The organism is Bradyrhizobium sp. SZCCHNR1051, from assembly GCF_032489615.1.
Lineage (GTDB): Bacteria > Pseudomonadota > Alphaproteobacteria > Rhizobiales > Xanthobacteraceae > Bradyrhizobium.
Window position 1 is genome coordinate 13,376 of the sequence record NZ_JAUEYJ010000016.1, and the last position, 15,484, is coordinate 28,859.

Consider the following 15,484-nt stretch of genomic DNA (forward strand, 5'->3'; position numbering starts at 1 on the left):
ATTCAGGTTTATGTTTTTTGCACCTGACCAGATGATGCGTCAGACCGCAGCTTGGTCTCAAGCCTAGTCCGATGACGCCCTTACCCGCAAGCGAGCTGCTGGCGGAAAGGGCGGTTTCGGCGTGCATGCAAGCAGCACGCCAATTGCTTGAAGGTTAAAGGAATTGCCGTTTTTCATCCTCCGCTACAAGGGACGGTACGTTTTTCCTTGCTCCCGGAAGGTCCTGAAGGTCAAACTCGCGAGCCTCGCTGGACGAGGCTGAACGTGCCCAAGTGATTCCGTCATGACGCTTGATTCCGAGACCAAGGCCGTCGAGCTGCCCGAGGACCATGCCGAGGAGCTGCGGCTGTGGCTGCGCCTGCTCACCTGCACGACCCTGATCGAGGGCGAGATCCGCAGCCGGCTGCGCGAGCGCTTCGACGTGACCCTGCCGCGTTTCGACCTGATGGCGCAGCTCGACAAGGCGCCTGATGGCATGACCTTGTCCGATGTCTCCAAGCGCATGATGGTTTCGAATGGAAACGTGACCGGGCTGGTCGAGCGCCTGGTCGAATCCGGCCATCTCGATCGCCGCACTTCGGAGACCGATCGTCGGGTTCAGGTGATCCGCCTGACCAAGCTCGGCCGCGCCGAATTCCGCAAGATGGCGGCCGAGCACGAGACCTGGATCGCGGACATCTTCGGCGATCTCACGGAGAAGGACGTGCGTGAGCTGATGCGGCTGCTCGCCAAGACCAAGGGATCGGCGCAGAAAGCCGTGCAGCGCCGGCAGGATTGACGCGAGCCTGACAGGACGTCGCAGGCGGCGCTGCCGCGCGCGGCAAACGCTCAAACAATTTGCTGGCAGTGCACAATCTTCGGCTCTTGCGTCCAGATGTTTTAAGTCTAAAATGTTTAGGACTGAAACGTGCCGGGCGTCTTTCCTTTCAGACAGGAGCCTGTGATGGCCACCGCCGCCAAAGCTCAACTTCCGGACAGCGCAAAGGCGCATAGCGCCCATGTCGACACCTTCGCTCAGGACAATCTGCCGCCGCGCGAGCTGTGGCCCGACTTCGTGTTCAGCCGGCCCGAATTCCACTATCCGCCACGGCTGAACTGTGTGACGCATTTCGTCGACCGCTGGGTCGAGGAAGGGCGGGGCGATGCGCCCTGCATCATCAGCACCGAGGTCAGCTACACCTATTCCGAGCTGCAGGCCCTGGTGAACAAGATCGCCAACGTGCTCGTCAGCAAGCTCGGCCTGGTGCCCGGCGGCCGCGTGCTCTTGCGCTCCGCCAACAACCCCATGATGGTCGCGACCTATCTCGCCGTCATCAAGGCCGGCGGCATCGTCGTCGCCACCATGCCGCTGTTGCGCGCAAAGGAGCTGTCCTATCCGATCCAAAAAGCGCAGATCGCGCTGGCGCTGTGCGACGGCAAGCTCGCCGACGAGATGGAAAAGACGCGCGCGGTCGCGCCGGCGCTGAAGCAGGTCCTGTACTGGGGCAACGGCCGGCCCGACGCGCTGGAAGCGCTGATCGCTGATGCCAGCCCGGACTTCACCGCGGTCGATACGGCCTCCGACGATCTCTGCCTGATCGCCTTCACCTCGGGCACGACCGGCGATCCGAAAGGCACGATGCATTTCCACCGCGACATGCTCGCGGTCTGCGACGGCTATGCCCGTAACGTGCTGCGCGCCAGCCAGAGCGATCGCTTCATCGGCACTGCCCCGCTCGCCTTCACCTTCGGCTTCGGCGGTGTGCTGTTCCCGATGCATATCGGCGCGTCCTATGTCGTGCTGGAGAAGACGACGCCAGACGATCTGCTCGGTGCGATCGAGCGCTACAAGGCGACCGTCTGCTTCACGGCGCCGACCGCCTATCGCGCCATGCTGAGCAAGCTGGAGGGGCGCGGCATCTCCTCGCTGCGCAAATGCGTCTCCGCCGGCGAGACGCTGCCGAAGCCGACCTTCGATGCCTGGCTCAAGGCGACCGGGCTGAAGTTGATGGATGGCATCGGCTCGACCGAGATGCTGCACATCTTCATCAGCGCCGTCGAGGACGAGATCCGTCCGGGTGCCACCGGCAAACCGGTGCCGGGCTACGAGGCCAAGATCATCGACGATGAAGGCCGCGACGTGCCGCCGGGGACCATGGGGCGGCTCGCGGTGCGCGGTCCCACCGGCTGCCGCTATCTCGCCGACGAGCGTCAGCGCAAATACGTCCAGAACGGCTGGAACGTCACCGGCGACACCTATGTCATGGATGAGGACGGCTACTTCTGGTACCAGTCGCGGTCGGACGATATGATCGTGTCGTCCGGCTACAACATCGCCGGCACCGACGTCGAGGCCGCGCTGCTGACGCATCCCGCGGTCGCCGAATGCGGCGTGGTCGGTGCGCCCGACGAGGCCCGCGGCATGGTCGTGAAGGCCTATGTCTTGCTGGCGCCGGGTGCGGAAGGCACCCCGGCGCTGGTGGCCGAGCTGCAGGAGCATGTCAAACGCGAGATCGCGCCGTACAAATATCCGCGCGCGATCGAGTTCGTGACGCAGCTGCCCAAGACCGAGACCGGCAAGCTGAAGCGGTTCGCCCTGCGCGCGATCGCACAGGCCGCCGCTGCGCCATCGTCGGGCACGGGCGCGTAGCAGAGACAGGGAGAGACGTTCGTGAGCACGACCAAAGCGCCCACGCTCGCCGTGGTGAAGCAGGAGGAGGGCGTAGGCCTGCGCGTCCTGCAGCCGAGCGGCTGGCCGATGCCGAAGGGCTACGCCAACGGCATCAGCGCGGACGGACGGATCGTCGTGACCGGCGGCGTCATCGGCTGGGACGCGAACGAGACGCTGGCCGAGGGCTTCGTGGCGCAGGTCCGGCAGGCGCTGCAGAACATCGCCGCCATCCTGGCCGAGGGCAACGCCGGGCCGGAGCATCTGGTGCGGCTGACCTGGTACGTCGTCGACATGGACGAGTATCTCGCCAACCTGAAGGATCTCGGCAGGATCTATCGCGAGATCTTCGGCAGCCACTATCCGGCGATGGCGCTGGTGCAGGTGGTGCGGTTGGTCGAGAAGGCCGCGCGCGTCGAGATCGAGGCGACCGCGGTGGTGCCGCGCTGAGGGCGACGTTCGAGCGGGAGGCGCGAGACCATGGAGATCTCCGTAAAATGCTGTGAAGCCGGGCTCCGCCGTGCGCATGCGTTCCTCCCACCGGTCTCGGCTCGGGGATAATTGAAGCAAAATCCGCGACGCGGTTTCGACCACACCTCGGCGTGCGACATTGCCCTCTCGCGGCGCAGATGCGTCCGAGCTGTGCTGGTCTCGTTCGCCCTCCTGAAATCGAGGGCGCAGGGAAGGCCGGGTGTCCACCACACCCGCGGCCCCCGTGCGAAAAAAGTGCACGGGGCAGGAACCACAGGTGGGCCGAACATTCCGGCCTTCCCTGCGCGATGGTCTGACGGCTTATACGTGGTCTCCCTGGTGCACCGGGCTTGTTGGCCACCATGGCGCGCGCAATGCGCTGGGCATTGTCACGCACGTGATACCAGCATCGGGGTATCAGGACATCACGACTTCACCGTACGCCGCCACATCACTCGTCCGCGCGAGATGCGCATGATGCGAGCCGCGTCCATCGCAGCCTGCCTCACGTATCGTGACGACGCGTACGCCCCTCTTCACGAAGCAGGATGGCCGCAACCATCGGTCTGATTTGCCCGACGGCACAAGGCCTGAGCGCTGCGACATGGTAACGCGACGGGCAGTCACACACGGGATCACAGTTGTCGCGCCGTGCGTCGTCACGGACCGAACAAATATGGTCGCTTGATGAGCTTGCTGCCGAACGAAGGGCCAGACATCGCCTTGGCGTAGACAAAAACCTGTTCGAGCGTGGCGGCGCAGTGGCGGGTGAGAGCAGGGGGCGAATTTGGACTGGAAACTCTTCGTAACGACAGCGCTGGCGGCCGCCGTCGGCGCTGCGGCCGGAGCATTGGCCCTGGCCAGTAGCGGCGGCGGCATAGAACATCAGGCCGACGCCAAGATGCTGGAGATCGGCGTCGCTATCCTGCGCGAGCCGGCGCGGGTGGATGATGATCCGATGCGATCATGGGCGGTGAAAGTGGTGGAGAAGAAGTCGGGTGTGAGTTTTACGGATCAGCAGCGCGCGGCGTTGCTGAAGCGGGCGGCCGGGGGACGGTAGATCAGCGATCGGCTGAATAGCGTGGGCAAAGGCGTGCCTGCGCGATTGCCTGTTTGTCGATGCTGTGTGATAGCAGCCGTGCTGACCATCTTGTGCTGATAGATTTTAGTCGGCGCGCCCCGTGGACTCGGGACCGGTGTCATCAGGTGTCAGAACCAGTTGTGCCTCACGTTCCGGCCGGTGGTTATGGGTCCCGGCGTTCGCCGGGACGACAGTTGTGAGTGGAGCGCACAGCTGTGTAGGACTGCCCCAGTCGAGCGACAACCACCGCTGTCGTCCCGGCGAACGCCGGGACCCATACCGCGGGATTGTCCTTGGGCCCGAATGGGAGAGATATCCAAGGCCCCGACGCGCTGCTCCATCATGTTGTCATTGGGAGGCGCGCAGCTTCGCTGCGCTCGCAATGAGGGGGTGAGAGCGGGGGCTACTGATACGCCGACACGATATCGCTGACGGCGCGCTCCAGCTGCTGCGCGGTCGCGCAGGGGCGGACCACGTTGCAGAAGGTCTGGTAGCGCGGCATCTCGGAATCGCCCCAGCCCCAGGTCACGCGCCCTTCGGGGTTGAGCCAGACCACGCGCTTGGCGCGCTCCGAGATGGCTTTCAGGATGTCGGCGCGTGGGTCGAGCTTGTTGCTGCGGGCGTCGCCGAGCACGATCACGGTGGTCTGCGGCGTGACCGAGGCCATGAACTGCTTCTCGAAATCGACCAGCGAGCTGCCGTAGTCCGACGAGCCGAAGCCGACCTTGTCCATGATCTCGGCCATCGCCTCCTCGGCGGATTTCTGCTCGAGGATGCCACTGACCTCGATCAGGTGGCCGGAGAACGCGAACGAGCGGACGTCGCTGACGACGTCATGCAGGCTGTGGATCAGCAGCAGGAAGAAGTCGGAGACGCGCGCGACCGAGCCGGAGACGTCGCACAGCGCCACGATCTTCGGGCGGTCGCGATGCCGCCGCTTCCACGCGGTGAGGAAGGGCACACTGCCCCAGGCGGCGTTACGCCGGAGGGTGCGGCGGACGTCGAGATGGCCGCGGCGCTGGCGCTTGCGCGGCTTGCTGTAGCGCTCGCGCAGGCGGCGGGCGATCTGCCGGATCAGCGCCCGCATCGCCGCGACCTGGCGCGGCTCAATGCGCGATAGCTGCGCGTTGCGCAGGATCTCGTGGCGCAAATTCTCGGTTTCCTCGCGGCCGTACAGTGCGAGCGCCTGCGCAACGGCATCACGCACGGTGTCGCGCAGGCCATCGAGCCCGGCCTGCAGCCGTTCGGCCAGCGCGGGATTGCTTTCGGTCAGTGCGTCCAGATCGTCGCGCAGTCGCTGGATGCCCATCGTCTCCAGCATGTGGCTGGAGAACAGGCCGCGCTGGGTGAAGTAGCGGATCTCGGAAAGGCCGACGGCGCTGGAGGCGTTGGCGATCGCAGCCGAGATCTCGGCCGTGCTCTGCGCGAGCAGCATCTGGGCAAGGGGGCCGAGCTCGGTATTCGCTTTGCCGGTCTGCTGCCCCAACGTCGGCGCTGGCTGGGCTTCGGTCTGCGCCGCCTCCTCTGATCCCTCGTTCGTCTCTGCCTGTGCCGGATCGACATGGGCGAAGAACAGGTCGAAGCAGGCGCCGAGCGCCTTCTTCTCGTCCTCGCTCTTGGCCAAGGTCAGCAGCAGGCTGTCGCGCAGCACGGTGCGATCGGACAGGCCCACGCGCGCCACTGCCCGCATCGCGTCGATGCTCTCGGCCGGCGAGACATGCACGCCGGCGCCGCGAGCGGCGCGAAAGAAGCGATGCAGGTTCTCCTGCATGGGCCCTATCCGAAGATGTTCTGGCGCTGCGCCTTGGCGACGAAGGTCGTCACCTGCGGCAGCGCCACCTCGATGTCGGACTCGTATTTCAAGAGCACGTTGAGCGTGTCCTTGACCACCTCATGGCCGAGCTCGGCGGCCTGCAGCAGCACCAGCACGCGGGCCCAGTCGATGGTCTCGCTGACCGACGGCTGCTTCTTCAGGTCGAGCGTGCGGATGTCATGGATGAAAGCCACGAGCTGCCGCCGCAGGGTTTGCGAGATGCCGGGGATGCGGCTCTCGACGATGCGCTCCTCCAGCTTCTGCTCCGGGAAGCCGATGTGCAGATGCAGGCAGCGCCGCTTCAGGGCGTCGCCGAGATTGCGCTCGGAGTTGGAGGTCAGGATCACGGTCGGCGGCTTGGCGGCGGCGATGCTGCCGAGCTCGGGGATCGTGACCTGGAAGTCCGACAGGATCTCCAGCAGCAGCGACTCGAACTCGGCGTCGGACTTGTCGATCTCGTCGATCAGGAGCACGCAGCCATCAGGCTCGAGCAGGGCCTGCAACAGCGGCCGGGGTTCGACGAATTCCTTGGAGAAGAACACGTCGCCGAAATCATGCAGCTGGGCGAGCGCCGCGTGCAGCGTCTGCGCGCCGCCGAGCACCTCGCCGAGCTTGTCCTTCAGGATCTGGGTGTAGAGCAGCTGCTTGGCGTATTTCCACTCATACAGCGCCTTGGCCTCGTCGAGCCCCTCGTAGCATTGCAGCCGGATCATCTTGAGGCCGCGCCAGGCGGCGATGGCCTTGGCGAGCTCGGTCTTGCCGACGCCGGCCGGGCCCTCGACCAGGATCGGCTTGTCGATCGCCTGCGACAGGTAGACGGCGGTGGCGATCTGGCGGCTGGCGATATAGCCCTGGGCGGCGAGGCCGGCTTCGACGGCCGCGATCGAGGCGATGGCTGAAGAGGGGGCCGGGGAATCAGCCACTGATCGAACTCCGTTTCCTTGGGCAGTCGGACCTGGAGCTGACGTGATCGGCGGTCCGGTCCCTGCGATGCCCGTCAGGCGAAACCCCTGACATTTGCTGGCTTTGTGTTATGTCCTGGCTACGCGCCCGGCCCATCCTTGTCCAGTGCGGGCGCGTCGGCAGGGCAGCATGGCTGCCTGTCCCGGATCGACGGACCCCGAAAATCACGCCGAGCGGAATATGAACCGATCCATCCTGCATCTCCTCGTCCTCTTGGTTCTCGTGGTCGGAGGCGGCTGGATCATCGGCGCCTCGAACTTGCCCGGCGCCTGGTACGGCTCGCTCAACAAGCCCTGGTTCACCCCGCCGGGCTGGCTGTTTCCGATCGCCTGGACCGTGCTCTACATCATGATCGCGATCGCCGGCTGGCGGACGTATGAGCGCGTCGGCAGCGGTGCGGTGATGCAGGTGTGGTGGGGCCAATTGGTCCTGAACTTCGCCTGGTCGCCGGTGTTCTTCACCGTGCATCTGATGTGGGTGGCGTTCGCGATCATCGTCAGCATGTTCGTCTTGATCGTGACCTTCATCGTCATGCAATGGCGCGACGACCGCATCGCGGCGCTGCTGTTCGTGCCCTATGCCTGCTGGGTCGCGTTTGCGTCCGCGCTGAATTTCGCGGTGAATGTGCTGAACTGAGATGGGGCTGCTGATGGGGCGAAGCTGTAACTTTTTGTCCGCGGCGCAGCCTCGAATTCCGCTGTCGTCCCGGCGAACGCCGGGACCCATACCGCGGACGGCCGGTTGTTGGAAAAGACTCTGCATCATCCTCCTTTGTCGACAACGAGGGCCGGTGGTTATGGGTCCCTGCTTTCGCCGGGACGACAGCGGAGGGTGGGGCAGCCGGCTGGGCATACTGAGGCATGATGTTCGAGGCCTCCAGCCATGAACCTCAAGCAGCTCGAATATTTCGTGCAGGTCGCCGAGCTCGGCTCGTTCAGCAAGGCGGCAAGCGTGCTCGACGTGGCGCAGCCGGCGCTGTCGCGGCAGGTGCGGGCGCTGGAATCCGAGCTGAAGCAGCAGCTGTTCGCGCGCAACGGCCGTGGGGTGGCGCTAACCGAGGCCGGCAAGCGGCTGCTCGACCATAGCGTCGGCGTGCTGCAATTGGTGGCGCATGCGCGCGAGGATCTCGGCGCCAGCCGCGACGCGCCGGTCGGCCGCGTCACCATCGGCCTGCCGCCGAGCATCGCGCGGCAATTGACGCTGCCGCTGATCGACCGCTTCCGCAAGGAGTTTCCGGCGGCGCGGCTCGCCGTGGTCGAAGGCCTGTCGACGCATGTGGTGGAGTGGGTGACCACGGGGCGTATCGATGTCGGCATGGTCTACAATCCCGAAGCCCAGGCCGGCATCGAAATTACGCCGGTGCTGCAGGAGCCCTTGGCGCTGGTGAGCCACGCGCCGAAGGGCAAGCGCCGCGTCACCGCGCCGCTGCCGATGGCCGAGCTGTCGCGCTACAAGCTGATCATGCCGGAGCGGGTGCATGCGATGCGGCGTCTGCTGGAGACGCAAGCCGCGCTCGCCGGCATCAAGCTCGACATCGCCTGGGAAGTGTCGAGCGTGCCCTCGATCATCGACCTCGTCTGCGCCGGCTACGGCCACGCCGTGCTGACCCCGAGCGGCGTCGCCGCGTCCGGGCGCGCGAGCGAGCTCGCGATCCGTCCGCTGACCGAGCCGGCGCCGACCAGCGTGCTGTGCCTGGTGACATCAGCGCACAAGCGGCCGACCCCGCTGGCCCAGCACACGATGAAGCTGGCGACGGCCCTGATCAGGAAACTGCCGCGCTGACTGCAGCAATCCGTTTCGGCTCGGCGGGTGCCACCCTCCCGTGGAGGGGGAGGGTCGGTCGCCTGCGAAGCGGGCGAGCGGGGTGGGGTGAAGCCACGGGCGCCGGTGCATCTGGAGAGATCACTCCACCCCGGCTCACTTGCGCTGCGCTCAAGTGAGCCGACCCTCCCAGGGGAGGGTGGAGCCCGGGGCGTCTACGTGATGCGCAATCCGCAGCCCAGACCCGTTGAGACCCGTTCTAAAATCAGCATGGCTCACCTGATATCTTATGCCGTTTTGGAATAGCTGATAGACGCAGCCCGGCGCTGGCGCGCCCTGTCGCGCCCGGTCACATATCCCGTCAAGTCGCCGCAGGCGCAGGGCTAATCGCGCACGGACGCGCGCTCCTTGCGGACCTCGGTGAACGAGCAAGAACAGCCCCAAGGAAAGCAGAAACGATGCAAACGACCGGCCGCGTCGACGTCCAGGCCTTTCTCGACGATCACAAGTTCTCCGCCTTCCAATGGCTGATCTTCGCGCTCGGCTTCGTCATCGTGCTGCTCGACGGCTTCGACACCGCTGCGATCGGGTTCATCGCGCCGTCGCTCTTGAAGGAATGGGGCATCGAAAAATCGGCGCTCGGCCCGGTGCTGAGCGCGGCGCTGTTCGGGCTTGCCGCCGGCGCGCTGTTCGCCGGTCCCGTGGCTGACCGTCTCGGCCGCAAGCTGGTGCTGGTCGGCTCGGTGCTGATCTTCGGCGTTGCCTGTCTCGCCTCGGCCTTCGCGACCAACCTGACCGAGCTCACCGTGCTCCGCTGCATCACCGGCATCGGCCTCGGCGCCGCCATGCCGAACGCCGTGACCCTGCTCAGCGAGTATTGCCCGGGCCGGCTGCGCGCCACCATGACCAATTTGATGTTCTGCGGCTTCCCGCTGGGCGCGGCCTGCGGCGGCTTCCTGGCCGCCTGGATGATCCCGCAATGGGGCTGGCGCAGCGTGCTGGTGCTCGGCGGCGTGACGCCGCTGGTGCTGACCGTGCTGCTGATCGTGATCCTGCCGGAGTCCGTGCACTACCTGCTGTCGCGCGGCGCGAGCGTCGAGCGCGTGCGCAAGGTGATGCGCAGGATCTCGGCCGCGGCTTCCGATGTCGGGCAGTTCGTGATGCTGGAGCCGGAACATGCGGAGACCACCCGCCGCGTCAACGCGACCGGCATCGGCATGGTGCTGTCGCCGGTGCTGCGCGTCGGCTCGGTGATGCTGTGGGTCACCTATTTCATGGGGCTCGTGATCTTCTACTCGCTGATCAACTGGATGCCGGTCCTGTTCAAGGATGTCGGGCTCAACCCGCAGACCGCGACCCTGATCTCGGCGCTGTTCCCGCTCGGCGGCGTCGGCGCGGTGTTCTTCGGCGTGCTGATGGACCGCTTCAACGCCAACCGCATCGTCGCCGTCGGCTATGCCCTGACCGCGGTCACGATCTTCCTGATCGGCCAGGCGGTCGGCAATTTGGGCTTGCTGGTGGTGATCGTGTTCGTCGCCGGCGTCGTCATGAACACGGCGCAGTCGTCGCTGCCGGCGCTGGCCGCCTCCTTCTATCCGACCCAGGGCCGGGCCACCGGCGTGGCCTGGATGATGGGCATCGGCCGCTTCGGCGGTATTGCCGGCTCCTTCCTGGTCGCCGAGCTGACCGCGCGCCACCTGACCTTCAGCGAGATTTTCACCGTGATCGCAGTTCCCGGCTTGATCGCGGCGCTCGCCCTTGTGGTAAAGCAGGCCGTGGGACCCGGCGGCCGCGCCAGCGGCAAGGGTGTCGGCAGCCCTGTGATTGCGCATTGAGCGGCGCCCCGGAAGACAGAGAAGCTTGAGGGAGAGACTGACGTGATCATCGACGTGCACGGCCATTACACGACGGCCCCGAAGGCGCTCGAAGAGTGGCGCAACCGGCAAATCGCGGGCATCAAGGATCCCTCGGTGATGCCGAAGGCCTCCGAGCTTTCGATCAGCGATGACGAGCTGCGCGAGAGCATCGAGAGCAACCAGCTCAAGAAGATGAAGGAGCGCGGCAGCGACCTCACCGTGTTCTCGCCGCGCGCGAGCTTCATGGCCCACCACATCGGCGACTTCCAGGTGTCCTCGACCTGGGCCGCGATCTGCAACGAGCTGTGCTATCGCGTCAGCAAGCTGTTCCCGGACCATTTCATCGGCGTCGCCATGCTGCCGCAGTCGCCGGGCGTCGATCCGAAGACCTGCATTCCCGAGCTCGAGAAATGCATCAAGGAGTACGGCTTCGTCGGCATCAATTTGAACCCGGACCCGTCCGGGGGCCACTGGACCTCGCCGCCGCTGTCGGATCGGCACTGGTATCCGATCTACGAGAAGATGGTCGAGCTCGACATCCCCGCGATGATCCACGTCTCGACCAGCTGCAACGCCTGCTTCCACACCACGGGCGCGCACTACCTCAACGCCGACACCACGGCGTTCATGCAGTGTCTCACGTCTGACCTGTTCAAGGATTTCCCGACCTTGAAGTTCCTGATCCCGCATGGCGGCGGCGCGGTGCCGTATCACTGGGGCCGGTTCCGCGGCCTCGCCCAGGAGCTGAAGAAGCCGCTGTTGAAGGATCATCTCCTCAACAACATCTTCTTCGACACCTGCGTCTATCATCAGCCGGGCATCGACCTGCTGACCGGCGTGATTCCGATCGACAACATCCTGTTCGCGTCGGAGATGATCGGCGCCGTCCGCGGCATCGATCCGGAGACCGGCTTCTATTACGACGACACCAAGCGCTACATCGAGGCCGCCAAGCTGACGCCCGAGCAGCGCCACCAGATCTACGAAGGCAACGCCCGGCGCGTGTTCCCGCGGCTCGACGCCGCGTTGAAGGCCCAAGGCAAGTGATTTAGGACCAGCGAGATGAGCACCCCCATGAACAATCTCGGCATCGTCAAGAAGAGCATCACCCGCGCCGACAAGGCCGCGGTGGAGAAGCTGTCGAAATTCGGCGTCGCCACCATCCACGAGGCGATGGGCCGGGTCGGCCTGATGCAGTGCTATATGCGTCCGATCTATCCGACCGCGAAGATGTGCGGCACGGCCGTGACCGTGCTGCTGCAGCCCGGCGACAACTGGATGCTGCATGTCGCCGCCGAGCAAATCCAGCCCGGCGACGTTGTCGTCGCCGCCTGCACGGTCGAGAACACCGACGGCTTCTTCGGCGATCTCCTGGCCACCAGTTTTCGCGCCCGCGGCGCCCAGGGCCTCGTGATCGACGGCGGCGTCCGCGACGTCGCTGATCTCACCGAGATGCAGTTTCCGGTGTTCTCGCGCGCGATTTCCGCACGGGGAACGGTCAAGGCTACGCTCGGCTCGGTGAACATCCCGATCGTCTGCGCCGGTGCGGCGGTCAATCCGGGCGACGTGATCGTCGCCGACGTCGACGGCATCGTCGTCGTGCCGGCCGCAGTCGCGCATCAGGCCGCGGACGCCGCCGCCGCGCGCGAGGCCAACGAGGCCGACAAGCGCGAGAAGCTGGCGTCCGGCGTGCTCGGACTCGACATGTACAAGATGCGCGAGCCGCTGGCGAAGGCCGGGCTCAAATATATCGATTGAGCAGCAATGACCGTGGCGTCCAACCCAAGTCCTTCTAACCGATGGCATGTCGGGCTGATCGGCTACGGCGAGGTCGGCAAGATCCTCGCCGAGGATCTGCGCAAGGACGGCGTGCGCGTCTGCGCCTACGACGTGAAGTTGGCTGACGCTATGGGCGACGCGATGCGCAGCCACGCCGCTGAAATCGGCGTGACGCTCGCAGCCTCGCATGCCGAATTGGCAGCGCAGGCCGACTTCATCGTCTCCGCGGTCACCGCGAGCCAAGACGTGGCGGTGGCGGATGCCTGTGCTGCGACCATCAAGCCGGGCGCCTGGTTCCTCGACTTCAATTCAGCCTCGCCCGGCGCCAAGCAGCGCGCCGCCGCGCTGATCGACGGCGCCGGTGGACGCTATGTCGAAGGCGCCGTCATGACGTCGGTGCCGCCCTATCGCATCAAGGTGCCGCTGCTGCTCGGCGGCGCCGGCGCGCGCGAGCTGGCGCCGCTGCTCAACGACCTCGGCTTTGCCGCGAAGTTCGCCAGCGACAAACTCGGCGTCGCCTCGGCCACCAAGATGTGCCGCAGCATCATGATCAAGGGCCTCGAGGCGATGGTGATCGAGAGCTTCACCACCGCGCGCGCCTATGGCGTCGAGGATGCGGTGCTGGCCTCGTTGAAGGAGACGTTTCCCGGCATCGACTGGGAGAAGCAGGGCGCCTATTTCTTTCAGCGCGTGATCGAGCATGGCCGCCGCCGCGCCGAGGAGGTAAGGGAGGTCGCCGAGACCGTGCGCGACATCGGCCTGACGCCGTGGTCGGCGGAAGGCACGGCCGAGCGCCAGGCCTGGGTCGCCGATCTCGCCGATGACGGCCTGTTCGGCACCCGCGGAGCCAAGGAGTTCGCGCGCAGCCCGGACTGGCGCACCGAGGCCGATCGCATTCTCAACAAGATCAAGTCCAAGGAGTAGGGAACCTCATGGAGTTCCAGAAGACCCCGGGATGGCTCGACTGGTACGACGGCCCGTCGAAGCCGCGCTTCAAGGTGCCGGCCGGCAGCGTCGATGCGCATTGCCACGTGTTCGGCCCTGGCGCCGAATTCCCCTATGCGCCCGAGCGCAAATACACCCCCTGCGACGCCTCCAAGCAGCAGCTCTATGCGCTGCGCGACCATCTCGGCTTCGCCCGCAACGTCGTGGTGCAGGCGACCTGCCACGGCGCCGACAACCGCGCGATGGTCGATGCGCTCGTGCATTCCAACGGCAAGGCCCGCGGCGTCGCCACCGTGAAGCGGAGCGTCAGCGACGCGGAGCTGCAGGCGATGCACGACGCCGGCGTGCGCGGCGTCCGCTTCAACTTCGTCAAGCGCCTGGTCGACTTCACGCCCAAGGATGAGCTCATCGAGATCGCCAACCGCATCAACAAGCTCGGCTGGCACGTCGTGATCTACTTCGAAGCCGTCGACCTGCCGGAGCTGTGGGACTTCTTCACCTCGCTGCCGACCACCGTCGTCGTCGACCACATGGGTCGTCCCGATGTGACCAAGCCGGTCGATGGTCCCGAGTTCGAGCTGTTCGTGAAGTTCATGCGCGAGCACGGCAACGTCTGGTCCAAGGTGAGCTGCCCGGAGCGTCTCTCGGTCAAGGGACCGCCGGCGCTGAACGGCGAGCAGAACGCTTATCGCGACGTGGTGCCGTTCGCCAGGCGCATCGTCGAGAGCTTCCCGGACCGCGTGCTGTGGGGCACCGACTGGCCGCATCCGAATTTGAAGGACCATATGCCCGACGACGGCCTCCTGGTCGATTTCATTCCGCATATCGCCGTCACCGCGGAGCTGCAGCACAAGCTCCTGGTCGACAATCCGATGCGGCTGTACTGGCCGGACGAATCCTGAAGGAGAGAAGCGATGTCGCTCGATAAACCCTATACCGACGTTCCCGGCACGACCATCTTCGACGCGGACATGTCGCGGATGGGTTATCACCTCAACCAGTTCTGCATGTCGCTGATGAAGGCGGAGAACCGCGCCCGCTTCAAGGCCAACGAGCGTGCCTATCTCGACGAATGGCCGATGACCGAGGAGCAGAAGCAGGCCGTGCTCGACCGCGACCTCAACCGCTGCATTTCGCTCGGCGGCAACATCTACTTCCTCGCCAAGATCGGCGCGACCGACGGCAAGAGCTTTCAGCAGATGGCCGGCAGCATGACCGGCATGACCGAAGATCAATATCGCGACATGATGATCAAGGGCGGCCGCTCGGTCGAGGGCAACCGCTACACCGGGGAGAAGAAGTAAATGGCCCATATCTCCGCAAGCGTCTTCACCTCGCACGTGCCGGCAATCGGCGCCGCGCTCGACCTTGGCAAGACCGGCGAGGACTATTGGAAGCCGGTGTTCGCCGGCTACGACTTCGCCAAGCAGTGGGAGAAGGAGCAGAAGCCCGACGTCGTGTTCCTGGTCTTCAACGACCACGCCACCGCCTTCAGCCTGGAGATGATCCCGACCTTCGCGATCGGCACTGCGGCCGAATATCAGCCGGCCGACGAGGGCTGGGGTCCGCGTCCCGTGCCGAAGGTGATCGGCCATCCCCGGCTCGCTGCGCACATCGCGCAGTCGGTGATCCAGGACGATTTCGACCTCACGATCGTCAACAAGATGGACGTCGACCACGGCCTCACCGTGCCGCTGAGCCTGATCTTCGGCCAGGTGGATGCCTGGCCGTGCCCGGTGATCCCGTTCGCGGTCAACGTCGTGCAATATCCGGTGCCGTCGGGCCGCCGCTGCTTCATGCTGGGCAAGGCGATCCGCAAGGCGATCGAGAGCTATGACGAGCCGCTCAACGTGCAGATCTGGGGCACCGGCGGCATGAGCCACCAGTTGCAAGGGCCGCGCGCCGGCTTGATCAACCGCGAGTGGGACAACGCCTTTCTGGACCGACTGATCAACGATCCGGAAGGGCTGTCGAAGGTGCCGCATATCGACTACGTGCGCGAGGCCGGCAGCGAGGGCATCGAGCTCGTGATGTGGCTGATCGCGCGCGGCGCCATGAGCGACGTCAACGAAGCCAAGAAGGGCAACGCGCCGACCGTGCGTCACCGCTTCTACCATGTGCCGGCCAGCAACACCGCCGTCGGCCATCTGATCCTGGAGAACAACTGA

The 15,484-nt window shown here is 65.5% G+C and carries 15 protein-coding genes; 13 read left to right on the top strand and 2 right to left on the bottom strand.

The features are described 5' to 3' along the window. Positions 1-283: 283 nt before the first annotated feature. The 4 genes from QW868_RS20040 (at position 284) to QW868_RS20055 (ending at position 4,178) form a co-directional block, all read left to right on the top strand. Positions 284-778, top strand: a complete 495-nt coding sequence (locus tag QW868_RS20040; protein ID WP_315741180.1) for a MarR family transcriptional regulator — start codon at positions 284-286, stop codon at positions 776-778. Positions 779-943: 165 nt separating this feature from the next. Then, positions 944-2,629, top strand: a complete 1,686-nt coding sequence (locus QW868_RS20045) for a benzoate-CoA ligase family protein (RefSeq protein ID WP_316231294.1) — start codon at positions 944-946, stop codon at positions 2,627-2,629. Positions 2,630-2,650: 21 nt separating this feature from the next. Beyond that, complete coding sequence (locus QW868_RS20050) at positions 2,651-3,097, top strand: RidA family protein (RefSeq protein WP_316231295.1); 447 nt, start codon at positions 2,651-2,653, stop codon at positions 3,095-3,097. A gap of 808 nt (positions 3,098-3,905) precedes the next feature. Beyond that, positions 3,906-4,178 (top strand): hypothetical protein, encoded by a 273-nt coding sequence (locus QW868_RS20055; protein WP_315812711.1) that lies wholly within the window; start codon positions 3,906-3,908, stop codon positions 4,176-4,178. A 424-nt stretch (positions 4,179-4,602) separates the two neighbouring features. On the opposite strand, the gene QW868_RS20060 is transcribed toward QW868_RS20055, so the two are convergent. Together QW868_RS20060 and QW868_RS20065 are read right to left on the bottom strand one after the other, a co-directional pair. Further along, positions 4,603-5,970, bottom strand: a complete 1,368-nt coding sequence (locus QW868_RS20060) for a vWA domain-containing protein (protein ID WP_316231296.1) — start codon at positions 5,968-5,970, stop codon at positions 4,603-4,605. A gap of 5 nt (positions 5,971-5,975) precedes the next feature. Continuing rightward, a complete protein-coding gene (locus tag QW868_RS20065) occupies positions 5,976-6,935 on the bottom strand; it encodes a MoxR family ATPase (RefSeq protein WP_315773062.1) in 960 nt (319 codons plus the stop codon). 262 nt (positions 6,936-7,197) lie between these two features. Here QW868_RS20065 and QW868_RS20070 point away from each other — a divergent pair, with 262 nt between their 5' ends. The 9 genes from QW868_RS20070 to QW868_RS20110 all read left to right on the top strand — a co-directional run bounded on the left by QW868_RS20070 (position 7,198) and on the right by QW868_RS20110 (position 15,484). Then, a complete protein-coding gene (locus QW868_RS20070) occupies positions 7,198-7,611 on the top strand; it encodes a TspO/MBR family protein (protein WP_316231373.1) in 414 nt (137 codons plus the stop codon). Between the two features lie 246 nt (positions 7,612-7,857). Beyond that, positions 7,858-8,757, top strand: a complete 900-nt coding sequence (locus QW868_RS20075; protein WP_316231297.1) for a LysR substrate-binding domain-containing protein — start codon at positions 7,858-7,860, stop codon at positions 8,755-8,757. Between the two features lie 437 nt (positions 8,758-9,194). Next, positions 9,195-10,571: an MFS transporter gene (locus QW868_RS20080; RefSeq protein ID WP_316231298.1), complete on the top strand. Its 1,377-nt coding sequence runs from the start codon at positions 9,195-9,197 to the stop codon at positions 10,569-10,571. A 42-nt stretch (positions 10,572-10,613) separates the two neighbouring features. Beyond that, a complete protein-coding gene (locus QW868_RS20085) occupies positions 10,614-11,639 on the top strand; it encodes an amidohydrolase family protein (RefSeq protein WP_315798912.1) in 1,026 nt (341 codons plus the stop codon). Positions 11,640-11,654: 15 nt separating this feature from the next. After that, a complete protein-coding gene (ligK, locus tag QW868_RS20090) occupies positions 11,655-12,350 on the top strand; it encodes a 4-carboxy-4-hydroxy-2-oxoadipate aldolase/oxaloacetate decarboxylase (protein WP_315741189.1) in 696 nt (231 codons plus the stop codon). Between the two features lie 6 nt (positions 12,351-12,356). Next, complete coding sequence (locus QW868_RS20095; RefSeq protein ID WP_316231299.1) at positions 12,357-13,295, top strand: NAD(P)-dependent oxidoreductase; 939 nt, start codon at positions 12,357-12,359, stop codon at positions 13,293-13,295. Between the two features lie 8 nt (positions 13,296-13,303). Next, positions 13,304-14,218: an amidohydrolase family protein gene (locus tag QW868_RS20100; RefSeq protein WP_316231300.1), complete on the top strand. Its 915-nt coding sequence runs from the start codon at positions 13,304-13,306 to the stop codon at positions 14,216-14,218. Between the two features lie 12 nt (positions 14,219-14,230). Beyond that, the gene (gene ligA / locus QW868_RS20105) at positions 14,231-14,620 is read left to right on the top strand and encodes a protocatechuate 4,5-dioxygenase subunit alpha (RefSeq protein WP_315773072.1); all 390 of its coding nucleotides are present in this window, start codon (positions 14,231-14,233) and stop codon (positions 14,618-14,620) included. After that, entirely contained in the window at positions 14,621-15,484 is an 864-nt protein-coding gene (locus QW868_RS20110; RefSeq protein WP_316231301.1) for a class III extradiol dioxygenase subunit beta, read from the top strand.

Excerpts from the sequence above, each read along its gene's own strand:
- QW868_RS20045 (WP_316231294.1), top strand. The coding sequence starts at position 944 with ATGGCCACCGCCGCCAAAGCTCAACTTCCGGACAGCGCAAAGGCGCAT.
- QW868_RS20100 (WP_316231300.1), top strand. The coding sequence starts at position 13,304 with ATGGAGTTCCAGAAGACCCCGGGATGGCTCGACTGGTACGACGGCCCG.
- ligK (WP_315741189.1), top strand. The coding sequence starts at position 11,655 with ATGAGCACCCCCATGAACAATCTCGGCATCGTCAAGAAGAGCATCACC.
- QW868_RS20060 (WP_316231296.1), bottom strand. The coding sequence starts at position 5,970 with ATGCAGGAGAACCTGCATCGCTTCTTTCGCGCCGCTCGCGGCGCCGGC.
- QW868_RS20080 (WP_316231298.1), top strand. The coding sequence starts at position 9,195 with ATGCAAACGACCGGCCGCGTCGACGTCCAGGCCTTTCTCGACGATCAC.
- QW868_RS20110 (WP_316231301.1), top strand. The coding sequence starts at position 14,621 with ATGGCCCATATCTCCGCAAGCGTCTTCACCTCGCACGTGCCGGCAATC.
- QW868_RS20075 (WP_316231297.1), top strand. The coding sequence starts at position 7,858 with ATGAACCTCAAGCAGCTCGAATATTTCGTGCAGGTCGCCGAGCTCGGC.
- QW868_RS20095 (WP_316231299.1), top strand. The coding sequence starts at position 12,357 with ATGACCGTGGCGTCCAACCCAAGTCCTTCTAACCGATGGCATGTCGGG.
- ligA (WP_315773072.1), top strand. The coding sequence starts at position 14,231 with ATGTCGCTCGATAAACCCTATACCGACGTTCCCGGCACGACCATCTTC.
- QW868_RS20040 (WP_315741180.1), top strand. The coding sequence starts at position 284 with ATGACGCTTGATTCCGAGACCAAGGCCGTCGAGCTGCCCGAGGACCAT.